This is a genomic window from Flavobacterium sp. 9R, assembly GCF_902506345.1.
GTDB lineage: Bacteria > Bacteroidota > Bacteroidia > Flavobacteriales > Flavobacteriaceae > Flavobacterium.
The window spans coordinates 2,988,114-3,009,383 of the sequence record NZ_LR733413.1 but is presented as its reverse complement, the minus strand read 5'-3'; the positions used below and the strand labels follow the sequence as shown (position 1 = coordinate 3,009,383).

The window sequence follows — 21,270 nt, the reverse complement described above, 5'->3', positions numbered from 1 at the left end:
CAAATTCCAATCTTCAAATTCCAACGTATTGGATTTTGTGATTTGTCTATTGGAATTTTTAAAAATTATGATGGATCTACTAAAAATAAAGGTTGGTCAAACTCTACAGGAGACATATCGTCTACTAAGATTTTCACGATTTTTCCTGAAACTTCTGATTCAATTTCATTGAAAAGTTTCATTGCTTCAATTACGCAAAGAACATCACCTTTAGCAATTGTGCTTCCAACTTCAGCAAAAACTGGTTTATCTGGAGCAGGTTTTCTATAGAAAGTACCAATAATTGGTGATTTGATTGTAATAAATTTTGAATTATCCTCTTTTGGCGCTGCTTCTGGTGTTGCAACAACTGGAGCAATTTGTGGTATAACTGCTGGTTGAATTGCCGCTTGAGTTGGTAATTGCTGAACATAAGTAGTTTCTGTTACATTACCTTCTAAAGTTGTTCTAATAGTGATTTTCACATCATCCATTTCTAACTTAACCTCAGCAACTCCAGAATTTGCTACAAATTTGATTAGGTTTTGAATTTCTTTTAAATCCATAATTGTTTTGTTTTTAGTTTTAATTTATTTTGTGTCGTAGGCCCATTTTAAATAAATAGATCCCCAAGTAAATCCTCCTCCGAAAGCAGCAAATATAATATTATCTCCTTTTTTTAGTTTCTTTTCAAAATCATGAAGCACTAAAGGTAAAGTCGCCGATGTTGTGTTACCATAACGCTCGATATTAACTAACACTTTTTCTTCTTCAAGGTTCATTCTGTTGGCCGTTGCATCGATAATTCTTCTGTTTGCCTGGTGAGGCACCAACCAAGCAACATTTTCATTGGTCAAATTATTTCTTTGCAAAATCAATTCACTTGCATCCGCCATATTGGTTACAGCATATTTAAAAACTGTTTTACCGTCTTGAATGATATTGTGCATGTTTTCTTCTACCGTTTGAGCCGATGTTCTAAGAATAGAACCTCCTGCAGGAATTTTTAAGAAATCACGACCTACGCCATCGCTTCTTAAATATTCATCTTTCAAACCATATCCTTCATAATTAGGCTCGAATAAAACCGCTCCAGCACCATCTCCAAAAATAATGCATGTTGCTCTGTCTGTATAATCAATAATAGAAGACATTTTATCTGCTCCTATTAATAGTACTTTTTTATATCTTCCTGATTGAATGTAGGCTGCTGCAGTAGACATTCCGTATAAGAAACTAGAACAAGCAGCTTGTAAATCATAAGCAAAAGCATTGGTTGCACCAATTTCTGTAGCAACATAAACACCTGTTGATGCTACTGGCATGTCTGGTGTGGCAGTTGCCATAATCACCATATCTATTTCTAGTGGATCAATATTAGCTTTTGATATTAAGTCTTGTGCGGCTTTAATGGCCAAAAATGAAGTTCCTTTTCCTTCTTCCTTTAATATTCTTCTTTCTTTAATTCCTGTACGAGTAGTGATCCATTCATCATTAGTATCAACCATGGTTTCCAATACTTTATTAGAAAGCACAAAGTCAGGAACATACCCACCTACTGCGGTAATTGCTGCGGTAATTGCATTCATTGTGTACGACTATTACTATCAAATATTACTACTTGATTTTTTAATTTAAAAGACCTGAAAATTACAAAATTTATTCTAAAAGTACTGTTTTAGCTTTTCTTATTTGAGAAAATTATAAACAATAAAAAAAACTCCCACAAAGTGAGAGTTCTACTATTTTTTGCTAAAACGTATTAAGCAACAGCTACAGATTTATCTATAACAACTTGCCCTCTGTAGTACATTTTACCTTCATGCCAGTAAGCTCTGTGGTATAAATGTGCTTCTCCTGTAATAGGACAAGTAGCGATTTGAGCTACAGTTGCTTTGTAATGTGTTCTTCTCTTATCTCTTCTTGTTTTCGAGACTTTTCTTTTAGGATGTGCCATTTTACTATATTATTTATCCGTTAATAGTTGCTTTAATTTGTCCCATCTAGGGTCAATATTTTCTTGATTCTGTTGTTGCTTATTCTCTTTATTCTTCTCTTTTACTTCTTTTTTTGCAGTCATTGTTTTAAGCTTTTCTAAAGCTTCTGATTGCAAAGTACCATCTTTTACCCCTGGATGAATTCTCTTTAAAGGAATTGACAACACTATCATTTCATAGATGTACTGTGCAATATCCACCTCAAATTCTCCAAATGGCAAAATTAATAACTCTTCGTTATCATTATTAAACGTTTCTCCGAAACGTACAATTAATTTAATTTTACCTTTTATTGGTAAATCAAATTCTTCCCCTGTTAAATCACAAGGTACTTGAACGGTTCCTTTGTGTTTAAAATCTAATTCTAATAAATTCGCTTTTTTTTCTAAAACTACATTTACTTTGATGTTTGATTTTTCAAACTCACTAAAGTCAAAGATCTCAAAGAACGAATTATTGATTTGGTATTCAAATTGATGTTTCCCTAGCTTCAATCCCACGAATGGAATTATGAATTCTTTTCTCTTGTTCATTTCATCAACAATTTTCCCTATTCTGAATTGTCTGAATCGGGGTGCAAAGATATAAAATTATTATAAATCTAATAATGTTATTCACCTTTTTTTGTTTATAACTGTTTTTCTTTTAATTTTAGTGGATTTGAGCTCACTTCTTGGTACTGAATTCTTGATTTATAGATGTCTATTGCCAAATAAACGGCCTCTTTAAAAGAGGTAAAATCCGCTTGATTCTTGCCTGCAATATCGTATGCTGTTCCGTGGTCGGGTGAGGTTCTCACTTTATCTAATCCAGCAGTATAATTCACTCCTCTACCAAAAGACAATGTTTTAAAAGGAATTAACCCTTGATCATGATAAGTAGCAATAATTGCATCGTATTTCTCATAATGATTGCTTCCAAAAAAACTATCTGCAGGAAAAGGGCCAAAAACCAGCGTACCTTTATCGAATATTTTTTTCAAGGTTGGCTTAAGCACAGCATCATCTTCTGAGCCAATCACTCCGCCATCTCCACAATGTGGATTCAGACCAAGCACAGCAATTTTAGGTTTATTGATACTAAAATCTCTGATCAAACTTTGTTTTACGGTTTCGATTTTCTTTTTGATCAATTCCTCAGTCAAATGCCCCGCTACTTCATTCAATGGCACATGATCCGTAAGTAAGCCTACACGTAAATTATCACTCACCATTAACATTAAGGCATCGCCCTCCAACTCTTGTGCTAAATAATCTGTATGACCTGGGAATTTGAAACTTTCCGATTGAATATTGTATTTATTGATAGGGGCAGTAACCAAAACATCTACAATCCCTTCTTTCAAAGCTTTAGTTGCCGCCACAAATGACTTAATGGCGTATTCCCCAACTTTATCATCGTTTGTTCCTAAATTCAAATCAACACCTTCACGCCATAGATTATAGACATTAATTTTACCTAATACTATTTGATCCAGTTTGTCAATCCCGTGAATACTTGAAGTAGACTCAAAGCCTTTCTTCAAAAAAGAAACAATTTTCACATTAGCAAAAATTACAGGAGTACAAAATTCTAACATTCGAGCATCCTCAAAAGTTTTTAAGACTACTTCGCTTCCAATACCGTTTAAATCTCCTATCGAAATTCCAACTATTATATTTTCTGCAGTTTTATTCATGAGCTCCCGTTTTTTATTACTAATTTTGAGCTACAAATTTAGTAAAATAAAATAAGAATGTTTACAGGAATTATAGAAACCCTTGGTATTGTAACAGAAATAAAAAAAGAGCAAAACAACTTGCATCTTACACTTTCCTCCCGCATTACACCCGAACTAAAAATAGACCAAAGCGTAGCTCATAACGGCATTTGCCTTACAGTGGTAGCAATTAACGAAAACCAATATATGGTTACCGCCATCGCCGAAACCATAAGCAAAACCAATATTGCTAGTTGGAACGTAAATGACGAAATCAATCTAGAAAGAGCCATGAAGCTAGGCGATCGATTAGACGGTCATATTGTTCAGGGACACGTAGATCAAATTGCCACTTGTACCGAAGCCTATGAAACAAATGGAAGTTGGCACTACACTTTTGAATACGATCCCAACCGTAGCAATATTACTATTGAAAAAGGATCCATAACCGTTAACGGCGTAAGTCTAACTGTTGTCAATTCAGAAAAAAACAAATTTAGTGTTGCCATCATTCCTTATACCTATGAACACACAAATTTTCATAATTTTAAGGTCGGCACTGTTGTAAATCTAGAATTTGATGTGATAGGAAAATATGTAGCGCGTTTGCATTCTTTGAACTAAAAAAGTTTTAAAAAAAAGTCAATATGGCTAAAAAACAAAAAACTCCAAGCTATCTTGGAGTTTTTGTTTTTAATGTATTATTAATGACATAAAAGCCATAAAGAATCGAAAGAATAACCAATATACCTATATAGTCATCAATTGGTAATTTTGGCGGTGGTGGCGGTCTTCTGCCTGGACTTGGCGGACCAGCAGCATACAAAGAAGTACTACTAATCAGAAGTACTAATAACCCCACTACACTTTTTAATTTGTCTTTCATAATTATCTACACATTAGCAAACTAATGCCTTAATTTCTCGGCAAAATAACCAATATTTTAATTCATAAAAAAATATAAATTACTTTTTTTACCAAAAAACCCTTCCTGAAATTATTCAAGAAGGGTTTTCTTACTTGTGGTCCCACCTGGGCTCGAACCAGGGACCACCTGATTATGAGTGTCTCAAAAGGACTTTGTAAAGCCCCGTATTTATTGACCTTCAACAAGTTATGATTTTTATATTTTCTTTTATTTATCATTTTTTATCATCATTTTACCCAAAATCTTGCTTGAAATCTTGCTTGTAAATGAGGGGATTTATTTGACAATAATTAGGCTACATCCTTAAATAAAAAAACACCTTATAAAAGGTGTTTATTTACTTGAAATACAGTCTCTCTATCTAAACTCGCAATATAATGTTCTGTCACAATTGAGTTTGCATGTCCTAACATTTCTCCTATCTTATCTTTTGATACTCCGGCTCTATTGAGAGTTGTTGCATAGGAATCTCTTGCACTCTTTGTTCTTAGTGGTACCGATAAATTCAATTTTTGTGTTATCAATTCCAACTGAGCGTTAATTATAGCCTTCCATTTATGACTCTTGTTATCAAACATATTATCTGTATAACCTTCTTTTAATTTACCAAGTATAAAAGCACTGTCCTTAACACCAACTTTATCAATAAGTGACTTCAATTCATTAGTGAGTGGAACCATAATTTTTTTTCTATTGCTTTTTCTTGTAGTCTCTGTCTTTTTTCTAAAAAACTCAATACACTCTCCTCTTACATCTACCCATCTCATTCTAAGTAAATCTGCAAAATTGATGCCGTTACATCGATATAACATAACCCAAATATCTCTTGCATATTCCTGTTGTGGAGAATCAAATTCAGTCATGTTAATTATATTTTTAATCTCATCGTTAGTCAATACTAATTTACTTGGGAATAAGTTTTGAATACTATATCCACCTTTGCCAAATGGGTACTGATAATATGAGGGTAAAATCTTCTCCTCGTTTGTGAAATAATTTACAATCCTCCTTAGATTACGAAGATTAGATTCAATCGTACTTTGACTAATTCCTGCTTGAGTTCTATCTTTTACAAAATGATTTATAAACGAGAGATTAACATCTAATATATTAACATTGGGACTATAATTTTCAAATACAAGTTTTGTGTATTTGTAATGCTTCATACTAGATAACTTTAAACCTTTGTAGTTATCTATAAATCTATCAAACAAGTCACCTAATAATAATGAATTTGTATTTGTCCCTTCAACCTTAAAGAATTGTTCTCTATACTTTTGTTTATTAAATGGTTTAATCTCCGTAAATAAACTTTCGCTCTTTGCTAAACTTTCATTACAACTTTTTCTAAACTCTCTACAACTTACATCCATAGATTTTTTTACAAAAATATGATTGTACTGTTCTTTCGTCATTTTAGACAATTGTAAATAAATCTGCTCCTTACCGTTTAGAACTCGAATAGAAAGATTGTACTTCCCATTTTTCATTTTCAGTCGAGTGTCTAAAACTAATGTGAATGTAGCCATATAATTATGCTGCTTTTAGTGTTGGCATTTCGAAATTTGAATCACATCCGTTACTCATCCATCTATCAATTTCATATTTATCGAATAAAACTCTTTTTCTCATTTTGATAATTGGAATAGAACCGTTTGTAGTTCTTTTATAAATGTTTGATTTTGAAATTTGTAAATACTCAGCAAGTTGAGCCACGTTTAAATATCTATTTTCTATGTTCATATCCTTTTAATTTTTTAATTCATAACTAATTTTTGCAACTACGCTACTTGACCTAATTCATAACCCTCTAACCTAACTTTAGATGCCATAATGAATTGTGGATTTAATTCATATCCTACATAATCCCTGTTTGTTAAAACGGACACCTCACCGGTTGATGCTGTTCCGTTGAACATATCTAAAATTTTATCCCCGGGTTTAGAAGTAGATAAAACAAAAATTAAGGGCAGGGAAAGTGGATACGTCGCCGAATGTTCCATTAAAAAATTACCATCAGTTTTACACTTATTTCGTAATTCTAAAGTATTAGAACTAGCATTGGTTAAAATATTATCTCTGAAATCAAGTCCTGAGACTAGTTTTGGATATTTCTTTTTTGTCCCCATCGATATTGAATGATTATCATCAATAAATTCAGTTAACCAAGTGTCGTTGAAATAATAATCATCACTTTTAACAAAATGAAATATTGGTTCGAAATTCCTTACACTTCTATTACCTGGAGTAAACTGAGCGTTAGTTTTCAACCAAAGATATTGGTCTACATACTTCCAACGTCGTCTCTTCATTTCAATCAAAAACAGTTCAGGAACACTTTGGTACTCACCGTTAATCACACAATCATTTATATTAACAAACAATGAACCGTCGTTCTTTAATACCCTTTTTGAGTCTTCAAATAAATCACATAGATTATTGATAAAGTCCATAACTTCCTTTTCAAGACCAAGTTGTTTTTTACCAGTTCCGTAATTTCTCATTTGGAAGTAGGGAGGAGACGTGATTATTGTTTGTATTGATTCATCCTCTAAATGATATAAATCACCACAAGATGAGTTGTATATTTTTACCTTCTCCGTAATAAATTCGTAATTCTTTGGAATAACAGATTTGTTATTTAGTTTAAGTAACTCTCTATCCAACCTTTTATCTAATTCATTTAAAGTAATTTCATCCCTATCTACTCTCGAAAATTCTTTATTGATTTTTTCAATATTCTTACCGTGTAACTGAACAACTTTCTTTTCAATAGATTTAACTTTATTTACTTTGTATTGACCTATAGAATTAAAAGCCGAATCCTTTTCTTCTTTCATAACTTTTACTTGAGGATTAAGGTCTGTTCTTGTTCCTCTACCTACAGAATAATACTCTTCATAAAATCTAATCTCTGATGCAATCTCAACAATAGATTTTACTCTAAATTTATTAGTAGATACAGACAAAATAGCTTTCATATCCTCAGGGGCATCAATAAAAACAACAGGTACTTCTTTAAGACCCAAGTCGATTGCAATTTGATGACGAAGATTACCGGAGATTATCTCATAATCTAAATTCACTAATAAAGGGGTCAATAATCCAAACTCTTGGATATTGTTACGAATCTCATCGTAGTTCACAGGAACTACATACATGAAATGAGTTGTTGAATTTCTCTTCAACTTTTGTGGAGCCACCACAGAAATTTTAGGCGTTTGTAAAAAATTGTTCATAATAAATAAGTTTTTAGAATGAACAGGGTTTTCTGACGGTGTTCTCGTCAAAAATTTTATAGTGGTTTCTCACTTCGAACTTATAAGAACATTGAATTACCTAAAAACCGGTATTAGTTGTAATTCCTCTGCAAAGATACAAAAGCATTAATGAATTATGCAAACATTTAGACCGAAAAAAATCAATAATATTTTAAAATAAAATGTTAAGTGCTGATTTTACTAGTGTTTTGTATGAATTAATTTTTAATTGGAGGGTGAAAAAAAACAGGGCAAACTTTAGAAATATGCTCTTTTACAATCATTTTTAGTTGAAAATCTAAATCCGGGTTATCTAAATTATCAATAAATCTTTTATCAACCGAGTACCTCTTTAGAATATAACGAGGTTTATTTGGTTTCCCCATTACTTCAAATCCCCATTTAATATTGATTATTTTTTGTTCGGGGTTATCATTTTTAGATTGTGATAGATAATAAATTGGGGTTAATCTATATTCTAATTCTATTAACTTATTCTTCCAATAATAATATAACTCCACCTCATCTTTATTTAACTTTAAATCATTAGGGTCAATGATTGATGAAGGAGATTTAAGATTAAAATGTTTGGTTATTATTCCATTAACATTTTTAAGAAGCACTTCATCGTTTTCTAAATCGGGGTATTGAGTAATGTTGCCTAAATAAACCATAGTAGCCTTATTCTTTAGATATTCTCCATCATAGAGAAATTTCCATTTTACATTAGCAACAACACTTGGAATAGAATTACGATTTTTAAGTTGGTATATTTTATAGTCAGGATTTCTTAGGTACTCTTCTTTTTCACAATTGATTTTCCAATTGTCATAGTTCTCAATTGATGCTTTATGGACATCATAAAAATTTTCCAATGATTGCTTTAAGTAATCAACCATCATAACAACGTTATCGTCAAACCTTGTTAAATTTTTTTCTAATTTATTTAAGTCCATAGAGTACAAAGGTAAAACAACTTTACGACTTTTCTATTTCCTTAGACAATTATAGTCTTACGCAAAAACAGGGATATTTATAATATAAACAAGTGTTTTATATGTACTAGGAAGTACCTTTTTAGCGTAGAAACAGACCTAGTAAAATCCAAAAACACATAATAAACAGTATAAAATCCTCAAAAGGGATTATCGCCAACATCAAACAAGCGACACAATGAACAAAAAAAACACAGAGAGGATTCGAGTATTACTTGAAAACCTCAAAGAAGCAGAAAACAATAAACCTTTTGCGATAGTCGTATTAGAATATGACTCTAATGAGTTCTTCGATAAAAATTATTCGATTTCTAAATGGTTCCAAAAGTTATCCAACTCCAAAAGTGCAACAAGCGGTTTAACTAACCGTGAGTGGTTTAAGAATATTGATAGTGGTTTTTACAAATATTCCGTAACCACAGATACCACACAAATTGTATTAGCATTTAGTAGCATTAACCCTATTACTGAATTAGACTTAAATGTTCGAATAAATAAGATTGGACCCAAACCAAAAGAACTTACTATTGGAATTCAAGATTGGGAATTATACAATCTATACTTCACCACGCTTTTTGATATTAAAACCGGAACAGAAACTTTTGGAAAATTAAAGACGATGGACTATTACGAAGTGGAGATTTTACAAGAACTTATTGAACCTGATTGGGACTTTTAATTTGACAGGGATATTTATAGTGAAACCAATAACATGATAAAATTAGATGACATTTACGGTTTTCCCGTAATACAAAATGAAAAAGATGGGACCGTGGAGATTAAAAGCGATTGCGATTACCCGCAACAAAGTGAGGAATGTGAGAGTCTGTACCATGGAATAGAAAGACAATTTATTGAAATTGAAAAACTAAAATATCCTTTGAATATTAAAGAGTGGAAAGTAATAATAGAACCAACTGAAGAAAATATAAAAAACTATTTTTCTCCTGAGGGGATTATGAAATACTTAGAAGAAATCAAACCACGATTAACCGACACAAAAACTTTCTTTAAGATTGCGGTTTCCTATTCCATGGGTAAAGAGTTACCCAATATCATATTGCATTTCTACCGGGTAAATCATGAGGGTAAATTAAATATCCGTAATGCAGATATCTTTTCGTACCGATGTTTTATTGAATACAACATTAAGCAATTGACTCCTGAGAGAATAACCTCTCTCAAAGAAAACAAAATCAATCACAAGTGGATTAAAAACATTCCCTTATTTCCCGTAGAAATGATAAAGTTCGATTTGGGCAACAACATAAAAAAATTCAAACATCAAGAATTGAATAAAGAATATTTTCAACAACTATGGTAATATCAATAAGAGAACAAATCAAAGAGCAACTAAACGAATTGATAAAAGAGAAGAGTAAAATTTACTATTGTATTGAACTTACTTTTGATGCTATTATCTTTAATGAACATTTTAAAGACAAAACCGATTTTTGGAGATTACTAACTACTAATCTATTTGGTCCGGAACAATACAAAAAATCTAATCAAGAATGGTATAATGAACTCAAGCCGGAAGGATTTTACTTTATTAACGAATCGTATAATTTAGTTCAGTACCGAATTTACCTTGAAACCAAGAAGAAAATAGACTTTAAAGAAATGGAGACACGAGTTAAAGATATCGTTCCCTTTTTGGAATTAGAGTGCCACGAAAATGACGAATATCAATTTAATAAAATGTTTTCCAACGATATTTTTAAGATACAAAAGTCCGAGATACAATATATTGGGAAAGTTGATGTGCCCGAAATAGAGGATGAAGAACTCCCTTTTTAAGTAATTAGGACATTTACTTTTTTAATTTCCTTGAAATTTTCCAACTCCACACATTTAAGAATCATATTGAGACTTGATAACAATCTACTCTCAATATGATTTAATTCTTTTAAAGAAACAGGTTGTTTTAAATCTAACGACACCTGTTCAACTCCTTCAACCCAATAACTATAATGTGTGCGATTCAACATATACTTTAGTGGGTTTAAATTTATTGTGATATGACTTCCAAATTCTTGTCTTATCGTTTTAGACAACAAATTATTTATTAGTCTGTAGTTTGAGTATAGTTGGGGATTTGCCATTTCTAAAGTTTTAATTTTTTAATTTTAGTTACGGTATTATAGTGCAATCCAACAATCTTTGCCACTTCAACATTTTTATAACCCTTCTTGATATATTCAAGAGCTTTTAAGTTTTTTGGTTTAGATAAGAATTTATAAACATCCTCAGAACTTCCCCTCTTTCTCCCAGTATAAACATCGCCTTTAAGTTTAGCGACCATTATCCCCTCCATTTGTCTCTCTCGCGATATATTTCTTTCCATCTCTGCTAAAGTGCCGAGAATCGAAATAATCATTTTAGTAATGTTGTTTTCTGTACCATCGGGTTGAATAGTACTTAGACCTTGAGATATGAAATGAATACAAATTTTCTTCTCTGTTAGAAATTTGATATTGGAGAGAATATCTAATAAACATCTCCCGAGTCTGTCGATTTGCCAAACATATAATTCCGTTAAAACTCCTTTCTCGATTAGTCGAAGTAATTGACGACCACCATCTCTCTCAAAAAGGGGGATAGCACCACTACACTTGTCCTCAACCAAGAGTTGAAAATCTTTTTCATTAACTCGTTGTCTATCCGTTTTTTGTTCTAGTGTACTAGTTCTTACATAAAGGACTTTCATATTTCACATTTTTAGGTTAAGGCTAATTACACGCTAATTTTGTGAATATGCGCTAGTTAAAGTGCTAAATAATTGCTAAATTGAGTTAGTTGAAACCTCACAATAAAAAGTATACCCTAAAAAGTATTATCCTTTAAAATGGATAGAAAATCCCGTTTACTTTAATTTAATTTCTTCTATTCTTTTTTCAATAACAGAACAATTATAATCGGGTCTTTCTATTTTATAAAATGCAAGTAGATTGTAATGATATGAATTAAACGGGACTGTGTATACCATTTTATCAAGCTCTTGAAAGAAATCATTATCATTACTAATAAATTCTCTTATTCTTTTAAAATGCCATACTGTTAATTGAGCAAGAAAGTCCGGATTAAAAAACATTGATATCAACCGATGTTTAAATTTCAGCTCGATAAATTTACTGTCTATTGAAAGAATTCTTTTTAAGACAGAATTATCTCTAAATTTTAAATTTCTATCCAAATTTTCGAAGTACTTCTCAATAGCTGAATTTATTTTTCTCTTATTATTTTTGCTTTTCAACAACTCAAATATTTCAAAAGACCAATAAAAATCAAATTCATCCTTTGAATTAAATTCTTTTACTTTACTACTATTAAAGTTTAAATTAATTTTAAGTAACTCTCTTGAAGCGTCAAAAAGAATGTTTCTTGCAGTTAACAAATCTTTAGTGTAAATTATTTGGTCGTCCGCAAATCTAATATACTTAGCTTGATATTTGTCGCACAAATTATTCATTATTAAGTCATAGTCTTGTAAATAAAAATTTGCTAATATTCTCGAACAATCGCCAATTTCATCCTGCGGGATTCCAACCGTTTTCAAATTATATCCCTCTAATTTTTTATTCCAATTCTGTAAAAAATGAAATAGCAATGTTACTACATCTTGCTTAGATTTTGGAACAACGTGCCTAATTTTTCTTTCAAGTATCGTTAAATTGATACAATCATAAAAATTTGCAATGTCAAGGTTTATAAAATAATTCCAATCGTCTAAATCTCTGTATGTCTTTGCTATATTTTGAAAAGATTGCCATTCGTTAGCCCATGCAAATTCGTTGATTGTGTTAAAAGGAATATAGTCCAATTCAAGAATTTCCTGTTCCTCTTTTAACCTAATTGGATTCCCGAGAGTCCACCCTCCGTATGTGCCATTTACTCTGTTAATAGCTATTTCGTTTTCTAGTAGTTTAATACACAAGAAATAAACACAATAATCTTTTCTTGAAAAAGTAGGTACATAACGTGAAATTCCATTATGTTTATTTATAACAATATAATCCCGGGGATTCTTAGGATTATAGGTAAACTCTGTTATTCCTGAATATAATTCATCTAAGAACTTTGATTTAACAGGTGTGCTCTCAAACGGAACAATACTTTCTTTTAATTTAATCCAAAATTTTGATTCAAAAATTTTATCGAAGGATTTTCTATCTATTTTCATATACTAGTTTAGTTGATTTACTAATCATCATTCATTCGTACATTTATAATACTGGCTTTGGAATTTCTTTTTCTAACAATCCACTTTTTCCGTAATAGCAAATAAAGTATCTCATTACTCCATCGCGCATCACGGATTTATAACTAACTACATCAAGTTTATACACCTTTGAAAGAGAATCACATTTAAAAACAATATCTCTTTCTTTAAAAGATTTTTCCTTTAAACCGCTCTTTTTAGTTTGACTCAAACAAATTGATGATGTTAGAACAACCATAAATAAACAAATTACTTTTTTCATATCACTTAATTTATAAAGTAATAACAAAATATTGATGTAGTTTATTGTAATGCTTACACACCTCCCCCCTTGAAGTATGTCCTAACCTCGGCATGGGTATCCCCCCTGGTCAAATAGGGGTATGAATAAAATTTAGGATTCAATATCTAACTAAAAACGCAAAAAAATTTTGGCATTTTTTTTTAAATGGAGACAATTTTTTACAGTAAAGAATTTAAAACTTGTTTTGTTAATTTATAAATTTTAACTCTGTTTAATAATACTCTCACTCTGCAAGTGATACACATAATTGATTATTTCCCCTTTGAGTATTAAATCTATTACACGGTCAATAATATGAATCGGTGCGATGAACCACTCTTGAGGGATATGTCGTTTTCCTTTTGCATCATAGACATCAACATTTAAACAAGCAGAACCGAAAAAATTATGAAGCAATTGTTCAAATTTTTGAGTATTCAAATTATAAGTTTCATACTCAGCTTCAACTTTAACGGGAGCCATCAAATAAGTGGGTTCTTTATCTGCATTTTTAATTCTATCCTTTACAGGAATAGTTGAATAACCTATCTTATAAAGATGTTGTATTTCTTTTATTTTAGGGTCTTTAGACAATGACGATAACACATAAATAAATCCAGTTGAATTATCCTCATTAGTTATCGTTTGTGCATTTTTTAATAACTCAATCTCATCAGTGTCTATGCTGTGAGTAACTGCTCGTCCATTATCATACAACATTTTTTCAACAGAACGTTTTAGCATATTAGATTCAGTGCCATTTTCAAAAACACATCTTGTACGACCATCTTTACGAACTCTTGTACCGTCTTCTCTATAATGGTCTTCTCTTGAAAAATCTATTTTCTCTAAATAAAATAGTACCCCGTTATGAACGTAAAAAGTCTCTTCTTGAAAGTTACTTATGTTAAAATCTACAATCTTCCTTTTACCTGATTTTAGTTCACTTTGAACCTGTTTAAACAACGGTTCATATTTATCAAAATCTTTACATGGCTTTCTGCGAGCAACAAAATCTGTTGCCAAACGTTTCTCCATTTCTTCTTTATTAGGAACATTTTTAAAATCAAAAAGTCCCTCGTCACTTCCTCCAAGAATTCCAAAAGGGTCAGAAGAAAAAATATCATCTATAGAATCTAGTTGTTCCGGTTCAGGAATATCAAGAAGATTGTTTATATCATATTTTTTTAATGCTTCAACTTTCTCAACATTACTTCTTATTCCTTGCAATCTTGAATATAAACCTCTCTCGTTAATATCATTTACTTGCTGAGGTTCTCTATTATGATTTTTATAAAATTCATTTATTTCATCAAAAGATTGCACAAGACGTTGGTCTTCTGTTTTTGCAGAAGAAGTAGCTTTAACATTTAACAAGCCAAAGGGGTCATTAGAAAAAATGTCGTCTAAAATTTTCTTCTTATCCATTTTGTTCTTGCTTTCTCTTTTCTTCTTTTAAATAAATAACGCACTCTGCCATCCTTTTTTCAATTGGGTCTAATGCAGTTAATGACGGTTGGCGATTATTGGATTTTACAAACTCAAGAACTTTGGGCCATAATATTTTTGCTTCTTCAAAATCCATTTGAATTCTTGTTGCTTCGATTGTTTCTTGAATGATACGAAGAACATTTGTAGTTACTGATTTTGATAAAATTTCAAACGCCTTTTGAAATGGATTTACGGTGTCTATTAAGTCAATATGAATGTCATCTATATTAACAAATTTCCCCGCCATTCTAATAAACCTTTTGTCCCCGTCTTCCTTAATTTCTCCATTCTTAATAACAGAATCCACAACTACAAATTGTCTCACTTCTTCCACCTCGTTCTCTGTAAGTTCAGGATATTTTACACGAATTATTTTAGGAATTAAAACCTTGTTTATCACTTCAGCATCAATATTACCCGGCATCGCTTTAAGCATCTGTGGGTCTTGAAGAATTGTAGCTTTAAGGTCGTTTAAATCATCTTCAACAATCTGTCTTACTCTATTTGATGATGGTTCTTTTAAACCCCGAATTTTAATTACTCCCGGGGTAGATTTATCCTCATCATTTATTTTAGTTTTAAAAGTAAAGTTGGGTGCTAAAACCTGTTCCATCAATAATGAAGCGGTTATAGCTTTCAACATATTATTTACCGAAAGACGAACTTCATCATCTGCTGCATCAGGTTGAGCAATTAAGTTGGTAAATTGAGCATGAGTTTTATTATCGCTGTCACGAGTACATCTTCCAATAATTTGAATTACCTCTGTTAATGAACCACGATACCCTACGGTCAAAGCGTGTTCACAATACGGCCAGTCAAATCCTTCTTTTGCCATTCCAAGAGCAATAATTAAATCCATGTCATCTACCGACTCCATATTGCGAAGGTAATTTTGAATTTTATCTCTGTCCTTTGAATTATCATTAACTAAATCCGCAACCTTCAGTATTTTACCGTCTGCATGTCTTTTAACTGTTATTACTCCTGTAACGTCATCTACTTTAATTACATCACCTATCGAATCTAAAATAATATCGACTTCTTTATGTTTGTCTTTGGTTGATTCTCCTGAATTCACATTAGGAATATGAAGAATTGTTTTTTTGTCTGTATCTAATACTTCGTTTATAGCAGAGGTATATCTTCCTTGATAAAAATGATATCCTATCCCTAACGATTTAAGATGGGTGTATCCATTCAACTGTTCGTAGTAATTGTAAGTTACCTTGGCAAATTTTGCTTCGTCGTCAGGCATCAATACAGGAACACTATCTCCTCTAAAATAAGAACCCGTCATCGCTACAATATGTGCGGTTGACTTGCTCATAATTAAACGGAGTAACTCTCCTAAACGATTTTCACCATCTGCCGACACATGATGAAATTCATCAATTGCTAATAAAACATTATTAAATGATTCAGTTGGTAACTGTTCAAACGCAAAACGTAAAGTTGCGTGAGTACAAATAAGGATTTTCTCCTCATTACCCATAAATTTTTTGAATGCCTCAACTTTACTGCTACTACCATCCATACCGGGAGTACAAAGGTTGTATAAATCATTTGGAACCCAATCTGCATAGAATCCATATTTAGAAAGTTCTGTTTTTTCAAACGACCCACCAATAGAGCGTTCCGGAACCGAAACTATTGCTTTCCTAACTCCTTGATTGATTAACTTGTCTAAAGCAATAAACATTAAGGCACGAGATTTTCCTGATGCAGGCGGGGCTTTCAACAAAAGGTATTGGTCGTTTCTTGCTTGAAATGCTTTAGCTTGCATTTCACGCATTCCGTATTCGTTAGTTTTTGAACTTTGCCCTGTTTGAGCGTAGGTTACATCTACAAGATTTGGCATATTATTTTGAATTAAATGTCTAATGAATGTCTAATGAATGTCTAAATTTATTTCTTAGACATTATCCAAGCTTTACCAAGAGGCTCAATAATACCTTGCCTTTTGAGAGATTGGAGGTTGTTTTTTATTTTATTTTTCTTTTGTGTAATGTCTAAAACATCCGGAAGTTTGTCTAAAAGTATACTTTCAAAATCTTCTCTTTTACCCACACTAAATTTTGCTAAATAATCGGTGATTATTTTTTGGCAATACGAATCATCAATACCTCTTTGTTTAATATAATCCGCTCTTTCTCCTGTCACATTAGCAACTGTAGAAGCAATATGAAAATTAGGTTTTCTTCCTTCAATCAACTTTTTCGATTTTAGAGTTGCTATCTCTATATCATTTAAAAGTTTATGTTTAGCAACTTTATCAAGAAGTATGATTTCATTTAGAGTTAATACAGGCATTTGAGCAATCTTTCGTGCATAATTAACATCTATAACTTTCCCGATTATTTGAACTTGAACTTTATTATTTGACGTGTCAAAATCGGGTAAAGGGAAATACTTTTTTCGTTGAATCAAGAACATTTTTTTTATTCCACTTCCAATAGTATCAATCATATTAAGACCTACCATAGCATTTGCTAAAAAATGATTTCGGTATTTTGATTCAGGTGAGTCAGAGTTTATTACTTTTTCAACACTTAACGGTATAAAGCTACCCAAGTTTAAAAAAGTTAATACACCGTCTTCTCTTTCTATAATGTTAATCTTACCACCAAGGGTATAATCTTGATGAGCAATACAATTGTTCAACGCCTCTCTAATAATATAAGGGTCAAATTGGTCTACTTCTTCCGGAAATAGCGAACCATCCTGAAGATATCTGTATTTCAAATTCCTTATTTTCCCATACACACTTTCTACACTCAATATAAGGGGACAAGTAAAGTGTTGATAATCTTTTTCAACACCATCTCTATCTTTTAATATCCAAGTAATTTTTGCAGTAGCGGGATTGATAAAATGTTCAGCTTCCGGTTTTCCTAAAAGTAATATTGCGGTATTTGTAATTTGATTTTGAATAGTAATTTTAGCTTTATTCAAAAACGTCAGGTCATCCCATTTACTAATGTCCTCAGCTAAAGAGGGGTTTTTAAGTGCAAATTGTTGTCTTGCTTTTTGGATACCGTCTTGAGATAAGTCTTGAATAGTTGCACCTTGAACTATTTGTGCAGACCAATCCGCTAACTTTACTTGATTTCGTATAGTGTCCATTTCGACCATATTTAATGACCCTAAACTTTCTCCATCTCTTCCATACCAAAAACCCTTCCAAGATACCGGCATTCCTTTTGGAGCAGAGGGGATTTCCATTAAAAGTATATTTTTGCCTTGATAAACAACCCTGTGAACATCTATGAATGACAATTTAGGAGATGTATGATTAGCAATTTCTAATTTATACTCATTTAACTGTTTCTCAGAAATTGAAGTCCCAACGACAGTTTTGTCGTTTTTAATTCCTAAAACAAGCCAAGCCTGACCATTACCTTTTAAATTAGCTTCGTTACTTAACGCAGAAAAATACTGACCTAATTTGTCTTTGTCAAATTGCATTTTAGCTTCTTTAAACTCAACGATTTCGTTTTCTTCGTCTAAGGCTAATAATCGTTCTAATACCGCTATCATTTTCTCTTCTTTTTAGTTGATTCAAATAAAGTCCCTTGTTCTTTTTCTTTAGCTATCATTTGTTCATATAACTTAAACAAATACTCCAAACGCTCTTCATCACTATCAAAGGGTTTTAAACGATAACATCTTTCAACGGCTAAATCATTTTGACGGTGTGCCTCACGTAATCCTTCCGGCATTTTATCCGGGTCATACAATTGCGCCATTGTTTTTTCAGAGTGTTTTTCGCGTTCTTCTAATATTTTAAATGCACAATTTTCAAGTTCTTCTCTCTGAACTTTTGATATCTTCGGAAAGGGGAAAGTATTATAACATACGGCTGAAGTATATCTTATACGGTTTTCTAATTTTCCAGCGACAGTTTTAACCCAATTATTATGGATTCTAGAAGTAATAATACTAAAAATATACATTTCAGGGTCGTGTATAATACTAGCAGAATTTGAAATAATAACATCATTTTTAAGGTATCCTATTGGAATATATTCTCTACGTTCAGACGAAACAGTTGGAATTATTATCAACCGTTCTCGCGGTTGATTTATCCATGCAAACTTATAAGGTGTATTTATACAGTTTTGTCCTCTTGTCCCTCCGTTTATTCTAGCATTTCTAACATTTTCAATTCTTTGATTAATTGGTGGAATTGTTTTTGCAAACTCATAATCATTGTCTTCAATCCATAAACACCATCTATACAAATCATTAATAAATTCCTCTGAGCCATATAACCTTCTAAATAGAAAGTTTGCTTGCGGATATGATTTTAGTAATTCATTTTTTTCATTTTCATTAAAAATAAGATTCCCTCCATCTAGTGCACCACTACCATCCGAAATTTTTGGAAAATCTGATACTGAAATTTTACTTTTAGTTACAACTATATTTGGGTAATCTATTAAATAAGCATTAATATTGACTGCTTTCTTTTTAATTGATTTATCATAAATAAATTTCTCTTCCACTGAGATTTTCCTAAGTCCAATTATAGTACAAGAAACACCTGCGTTTGATTTTGCATTGTTAGACCACTGAAAGGAGGCATAACAAAAAAATATTTCAATATTTAATTTAAATATACTTGGCCATAAAGAGGAAACTTGGGTTCCTTGACAGATAGAGTTTGTTGTTACAAATGCTGATTTAATATTTTTTTTATCTATAAAATTTGCAGCTTTATAAAACCAACATGAAATGTAATCCAATGATTTAAAATCTGTAACATTAAAAAGTATCTTCTCCATATCTTTTTTCTGTTCAATATTTTGCATTTTAAACCCAACATAAGGAGGATTCCCTAAAATATAAATCTCATCATTTTCATTTTTAGGGCAAACCACTTCCCAATCTATTCGGCACGCATTTCCTTGCACAATGTTACCGGTTTGTTTTAATGGTAATGAGGGTTGTGAACGACCAAATTGTTTGGTAAACTCCACATTCATTTGGTGTTCGGCTAACCATAAAGATAAGATAGCCACTTCGTGAGCAAAGTCATCCAACTCAATACCAAAAAAGTTGTTTAATGTAATACCGGTAAATTGGTTGGTGTAGGTTCCGCTAACTTTATCAATCTCTTGAAAGATTAACATCTCTAACTTGCGGAGTTCTTTATAGGATATAATCAAAAAGTTACCACTTCCACAAGCGGGGTCAAATATTTTTATATTCCAAAGTCGTTTTAACAACTCGTTTAGTTTCTTGATATTTCCTTTACTATCATTAAAGGTTTCATACAATTCATTTAAAAACAAAGGCTCAATTACCTTCATAATATTTGGTACACTTGTGTAGTGCATCCCCATTCCTCCTCGGTGTTCAGGTGTAATCACCGCCTGAATCATGGAACCAAAAATATCCGGGTTTATTTCACTCCAACTTAATTCTCCACATTCAAGTATCACCTGACGACTTCGTCTTGTAAATTGGGGTGCTTTGTAAAAATCTTTAAACAACCCACCATTCACATAAGGAAAATCGTTTAAGAATTGAGGTATACTTGCACGGGTTTCTTTTGGGATATTCATTATCTCAAAAACTCTATCAAGATAAGTATCTAAATCGCTTCCGTCTGTTTGTGTATGATTACTTATGGAATGAGTAAATTGACTTGTCTCAAATATTCCTGTGTCTTCAGCAAAAAAACAAAATAACAATCGGGACAAGAAGACATTTAAACCATGTACTTCTTCTTCTGTATCAAATTGATTGTCCTTTCTAATTTCATCATACAATTTTGCCATCCGCTCGGAAGCTTTAACATCCGCAGGGTTTTCCACTTGATGTTGTGCTTTCTCCATACCGGCAAAAGGAAGAAAAAAAGAAAAATGTTTTGGTAAATCTATAAGTTCACAATCTAATGAATCCGCAGTTTTAGTATCATATGCAACCAAAGATTTGTCGTTGATAACAATAATAAAACGAGGTTGCTGTTTGTTGATAGTCTCATCTTTTCTTACTGAATCAATAAAACTGTGTAATGAGTTAGATGCAATTCGAGCAAAATATAGTTTTTTCTTCCATAGGACCTCATCCTCTTTTTTAGATAGGTTGAGTGACCCAATTTGCAATTTTTTAATCGTTGCATTAGGTGTGCCAAACGCAATTAAAAAATCATAGATAAAGGACTCCTCATTAAAATTAACGATTAGGGATTGTATATTCGATTCTATCTGAGTAATGTTCATTTATTTGGGATTTCTATCTTTTGGAGGTTAATATACAAAATTGCGAAGAAATTCTATAATAAAGAAGAAAATTCTCTCTTATCGTCAAGACTGACCTAAGATTTTTAAAAATATTTTTAATCAACTCTTTATTTTTTCGAGTATGACTATATTTATTATAGTGTAGATACTCGAGTCTGAAATAAT

General features: G+C 31.7%; 21 protein-coding genes. 4 read left to right on the top strand and 17 right to left on the bottom strand.

The features are described from left to right. Positions 1-65: 65 nt before the first annotated feature. The 5 genes from accB to pdxA all read right to left on the bottom strand — a co-directional run bounded on the left by accB (position 66) and on the right by pdxA (position 3,654). Positions 66-545: an acetyl-CoA carboxylase biotin carboxyl carrier protein gene (gene accB / locus FLAVO9AF_RS13350; protein ID WP_064715720.1), complete on the bottom strand. Its 480-nt coding sequence runs from the start codon at positions 543-545 to the stop codon at positions 66-68. A gap of 24 nt (positions 546-569) precedes the next feature. After that, a complete protein-coding gene (locus FLAVO9AF_RS13345; RefSeq protein WP_159689780.1) occupies positions 570-1,568 on the bottom strand; it encodes a beta-ketoacyl-ACP synthase III in 999 nt (332 codons plus the stop codon). Positions 1,569-1,741: 173 nt separating this feature from the next. After that, a complete protein-coding gene (gene rpmF, locus FLAVO9AF_RS13340; protein WP_159689777.1) occupies positions 1,742-1,936 on the bottom strand; it encodes a 50S ribosomal protein L32 in 195 nt (64 codons plus the stop codon). 9 nt (positions 1,937-1,945) lie between these two features. Then, positions 1,946-2,509, bottom strand: a complete 564-nt coding sequence (locus FLAVO9AF_RS13335; protein ID WP_159689772.1) for a DUF177 domain-containing protein — start codon at positions 2,507-2,509, stop codon at positions 1,946-1,948. 95 nt (positions 2,510-2,604) lie between these two features. Next, complete coding sequence (gene pdxA / locus FLAVO9AF_RS13330) at positions 2,605-3,654, bottom strand: 4-hydroxythreonine-4-phosphate dehydrogenase PdxA (protein ID WP_159689769.1); 1,050 nt, start codon at positions 3,652-3,654, stop codon at positions 2,605-2,607. 57 nt (positions 3,655-3,711) lie between these two features. On the opposite strand from pdxA, the gene FLAVO9AF_RS13325 reads away from it, so the two are divergent. After that, positions 3,712-4,299: a riboflavin synthase gene (locus tag FLAVO9AF_RS13325; RefSeq protein ID WP_159689767.1), complete on the top strand. Its 588-nt coding sequence runs from the start codon at positions 3,712-3,714 to the stop codon at positions 4,297-4,299. 49 nt (positions 4,300-4,348) lie between these two features. On the opposite strand, the gene FLAVO9AF_RS13320 is transcribed toward FLAVO9AF_RS13325, so the two are convergent. From FLAVO9AF_RS13320 to FLAVO9AF_RS13300, 5 genes are all read right to left on the bottom strand, one after another. Further along, entirely contained in the window at positions 4,349-4,561 is a 213-nt protein-coding gene (locus FLAVO9AF_RS13320) for a hypothetical protein (protein WP_159689764.1), read from the bottom strand. Positions 4,562-4,923: 362 nt separating this feature from the next. Continuing rightward, the gene (locus FLAVO9AF_RS13315; RefSeq protein ID WP_159689762.1) at positions 4,924-6,132 is read right to left on the bottom strand and encodes a tyrosine-type recombinase/integrase; all 1,209 of its coding nucleotides are present in this window, start codon (positions 6,130-6,132) and stop codon (positions 4,924-4,926) included. Positions 6,133-6,136: 4 nt separating this feature from the next. Beyond that, complete coding sequence (locus FLAVO9AF_RS13310; RefSeq protein WP_159689759.1) at positions 6,137-6,346, bottom strand: helix-turn-helix domain-containing protein; 210 nt, start codon at positions 6,344-6,346, stop codon at positions 6,137-6,139. Positions 6,347-6,384: 38 nt separating this feature from the next. Further along, a complete protein-coding gene (locus tag FLAVO9AF_RS13305; RefSeq protein ID WP_159689756.1) occupies positions 6,385-7,842 on the bottom strand; it encodes a DNA modification methylase in 1,458 nt (485 codons plus the stop codon). A 239-nt stretch (positions 7,843-8,081) separates the two neighbouring features. Continuing rightward, positions 8,082-8,819, bottom strand: coding sequence for a hypothetical protein (locus FLAVO9AF_RS13300; protein WP_159689754.1), 738 nt, complete (start codon positions 8,817-8,819; stop codon positions 8,082-8,084). 217 nt (positions 8,820-9,036) lie between these two features. Between FLAVO9AF_RS13300 and FLAVO9AF_RS13295 the strand changes: the two genes are divergently transcribed. From FLAVO9AF_RS13295 to FLAVO9AF_RS13285, 3 genes are read left to right on the top strand one after another with little or no spacing between them, the layout of a single operon-like run. Next, positions 9,037-9,537: a hypothetical protein gene (locus FLAVO9AF_RS13295; RefSeq protein WP_159689751.1), complete on the top strand. Its 501-nt coding sequence runs from the start codon at positions 9,037-9,039 to the stop codon at positions 9,535-9,537. Between the two features lie 33 nt (positions 9,538-9,570). Then, complete coding sequence (locus FLAVO9AF_RS13290; protein ID WP_159689748.1) at positions 9,571-10,182, top strand: hypothetical protein; 612 nt, start codon at positions 9,571-9,573, stop codon at positions 10,180-10,182. After that, positions 10,176-10,658, top strand: coding sequence for a hypothetical protein (locus FLAVO9AF_RS13285; RefSeq protein WP_159689745.1), 483 nt, complete (start codon positions 10,176-10,178; stop codon positions 10,656-10,658). The genes FLAVO9AF_RS13290 and FLAVO9AF_RS13285 overlap by 7 nt, the downstream gene beginning before the upstream one ends. 307 nt (positions 10,659-10,965) lie before the next feature. Here the strand turns inward: FLAVO9AF_RS13285 and FLAVO9AF_RS13280 are convergent, their stop codons facing one another. The 7 genes from FLAVO9AF_RS13280 to FLAVO9AF_RS13250 form a co-directional block, all read right to left on the bottom strand. Further along, positions 10,966-11,568 carry a recombinase family protein gene (locus tag FLAVO9AF_RS13280; protein ID WP_159689743.1) on the bottom strand — a complete coding sequence of 201 codons (603 nt, stop codon included), beginning with the start codon at positions 11,566-11,568 and terminating at the stop codon, positions 10,966-10,968. 156 nt (positions 11,569-11,724) lie between these two features. After that, on the bottom strand, positions 11,725-13,041 hold the full coding sequence (locus FLAVO9AF_RS13275) for an RNA-directed DNA polymerase (RefSeq protein ID WP_159689741.1): 1,317 nt from the start codon (positions 13,039-13,041) through the stop codon (positions 11,725-11,727). Between the two features lie 43 nt (positions 13,042-13,084). Next, positions 13,085-13,342 carry a hypothetical protein gene (locus FLAVO9AF_RS13270; RefSeq protein ID WP_159689738.1) on the bottom strand — a complete coding sequence of 86 codons (258 nt, stop codon included), beginning with the start codon at positions 13,340-13,342 and terminating at the stop codon, positions 13,085-13,087. 243 nt (positions 13,343-13,585) lie between these two features. Next, positions 13,586-14,791, bottom strand: a complete 1,206-nt coding sequence (locus tag FLAVO9AF_RS13265; RefSeq protein ID WP_159689735.1) for a GIY-YIG nuclease family protein — start codon at positions 14,789-14,791, stop codon at positions 13,586-13,588. Next, positions 14,784-16,715: a DEAD/DEAH box helicase gene (locus FLAVO9AF_RS13260; protein WP_159689733.1), complete on the bottom strand. Its 1,932-nt coding sequence runs from the start codon at positions 16,713-16,715 to the stop codon at positions 14,784-14,786. The genes FLAVO9AF_RS13265 and FLAVO9AF_RS13260 overlap by 8 nt, the downstream gene beginning before the upstream one ends. 47 nt (positions 16,716-16,762) lie before the next feature. Further along, positions 16,763-18,394: an RNA-binding domain-containing protein gene (locus tag FLAVO9AF_RS13255; RefSeq protein WP_159689731.1), complete on the bottom strand. Its 1,632-nt coding sequence runs from the start codon at positions 18,392-18,394 to the stop codon at positions 16,763-16,765. Further along, on the bottom strand, positions 18,391-21,084 hold the full coding sequence (locus FLAVO9AF_RS13250; protein WP_159689728.1) for a DNA methyltransferase: 2,694 nt from the start codon (positions 21,082-21,084) through the stop codon (positions 18,391-18,393). The genes FLAVO9AF_RS13255 and FLAVO9AF_RS13250 overlap by 4 nt, the downstream gene beginning before the upstream one ends. Positions 21,085-21,270 lie beyond the last annotated feature (186 nt).

Excerpts from the sequence above, each read along its gene's own strand:
- FLAVO9AF_RS13285 (WP_159689745.1), top strand. The coding sequence starts at position 10,176 with ATGGTAATATCAATAAGAGAACAAATCAAAGAGCAACTAAACGAATTG.
- FLAVO9AF_RS13290 (WP_159689748.1), top strand. The coding sequence starts at position 9,571 with ATGATAAAATTAGATGACATTTACGGTTTTCCCGTAATACAAAATGAA.
- rpmF (WP_159689777.1), bottom strand. The coding sequence starts at position 1,936 with ATGGCACATCCTAAAAGAAAAGTCTCGAAAACAAGAAGAGATAAGAGA.
- pdxA (WP_159689769.1), bottom strand. The coding sequence starts at position 3,654 with ATGAATAAAACTGCAGAAAATATAATAGTTGGAATTTCGATAGGAGAT.
- FLAVO9AF_RS13260 (WP_159689733.1), bottom strand. The coding sequence starts at position 16,715 with ATGCCAAATCTTGTAGATGTAACCTACGCTCAAACAGGGCAAAGTTCA.
- FLAVO9AF_RS13270 (WP_159689738.1), bottom strand. The coding sequence starts at position 13,342 with ATGAAAAAAGTAATTTGTTTATTTATGGTTGTTCTAACATCATCAATT.
- FLAVO9AF_RS13305 (WP_159689756.1), bottom strand. The coding sequence starts at position 7,842 with ATGAACAATTTTTTACAAACGCCTAAAATTTCTGTGGTGGCTCCACAA.
- FLAVO9AF_RS13265 (WP_159689735.1), bottom strand. The coding sequence starts at position 14,791 with ATGGATAAGAAGAAAATTTTAGACGACATTTTTTCTAATGACCCCTTT.
- FLAVO9AF_RS13300 (WP_159689754.1), bottom strand. The coding sequence starts at position 8,819 with ATGGACTTAAATAAATTAGAAAAAAATTTAACAAGGTTTGACGATAAC.
- FLAVO9AF_RS13315 (WP_159689762.1), bottom strand. The coding sequence starts at position 6,132 with ATGGCTACATTCACATTAGTTTTAGACACTCGACTGAAAATGAAAAAT.
- accB (WP_064715720.1), bottom strand. The coding sequence starts at position 545 with ATGGATTTAAAAGAAATTCAAAACCTAATCAAATTTGTAGCAAATTCT.
- FLAVO9AF_RS13335 (WP_159689772.1), bottom strand. The coding sequence starts at position 2,509 with ATGAACAAGAGAAAAGAATTCATAATTCCATTCGTGGGATTGAAGCTA.
- FLAVO9AF_RS13320 (WP_159689764.1), bottom strand. The coding sequence starts at position 4,561 with ATGAAAGACAAATTAAAAAGTGTAGTGGGGTTATTAGTACTTCTGATT.
- FLAVO9AF_RS13255 (WP_159689731.1), bottom strand. The coding sequence starts at position 18,394 with ATGATAGCGGTATTAGAACGATTATTAGCCTTAGACGAAGAAAACGAA.
- FLAVO9AF_RS13250 (WP_159689728.1), bottom strand. The coding sequence starts at position 21,084 with ATGAACATTACTCAGATAGAATCGAATATACAATCCCTAATCGTTAAT.
- FLAVO9AF_RS13310 (WP_159689759.1), bottom strand. The coding sequence starts at position 6,346 with ATGAACATAGAAAATAGATATTTAAACGTGGCTCAACTTGCTGAGTAT.
- FLAVO9AF_RS13275 (WP_159689741.1), bottom strand. The coding sequence starts at position 13,041 with ATGAAAATAGATAGAAAATCCTTCGATAAAATTTTTGAATCAAAATTT.
- FLAVO9AF_RS13345 (WP_159689780.1), bottom strand. The coding sequence starts at position 1,568 with ATGAATGCAATTACCGCAGCAATTACCGCAGTAGGTGGGTATGTTCCT.
- FLAVO9AF_RS13295 (WP_159689751.1), top strand. The coding sequence starts at position 9,037 with ATGAACAAAAAAAACACAGAGAGGATTCGAGTATTACTTGAAAACCTC.
- FLAVO9AF_RS13280 (WP_159689743.1), bottom strand. The coding sequence starts at position 11,568 with ATGAAAGTCCTTTATGTAAGAACTAGTACACTAGAACAAAAAACGGAT.
- FLAVO9AF_RS13325 (WP_159689767.1), top strand. The coding sequence starts at position 3,712 with ATGTTTACAGGAATTATAGAAACCCTTGGTATTGTAACAGAAATAAAA.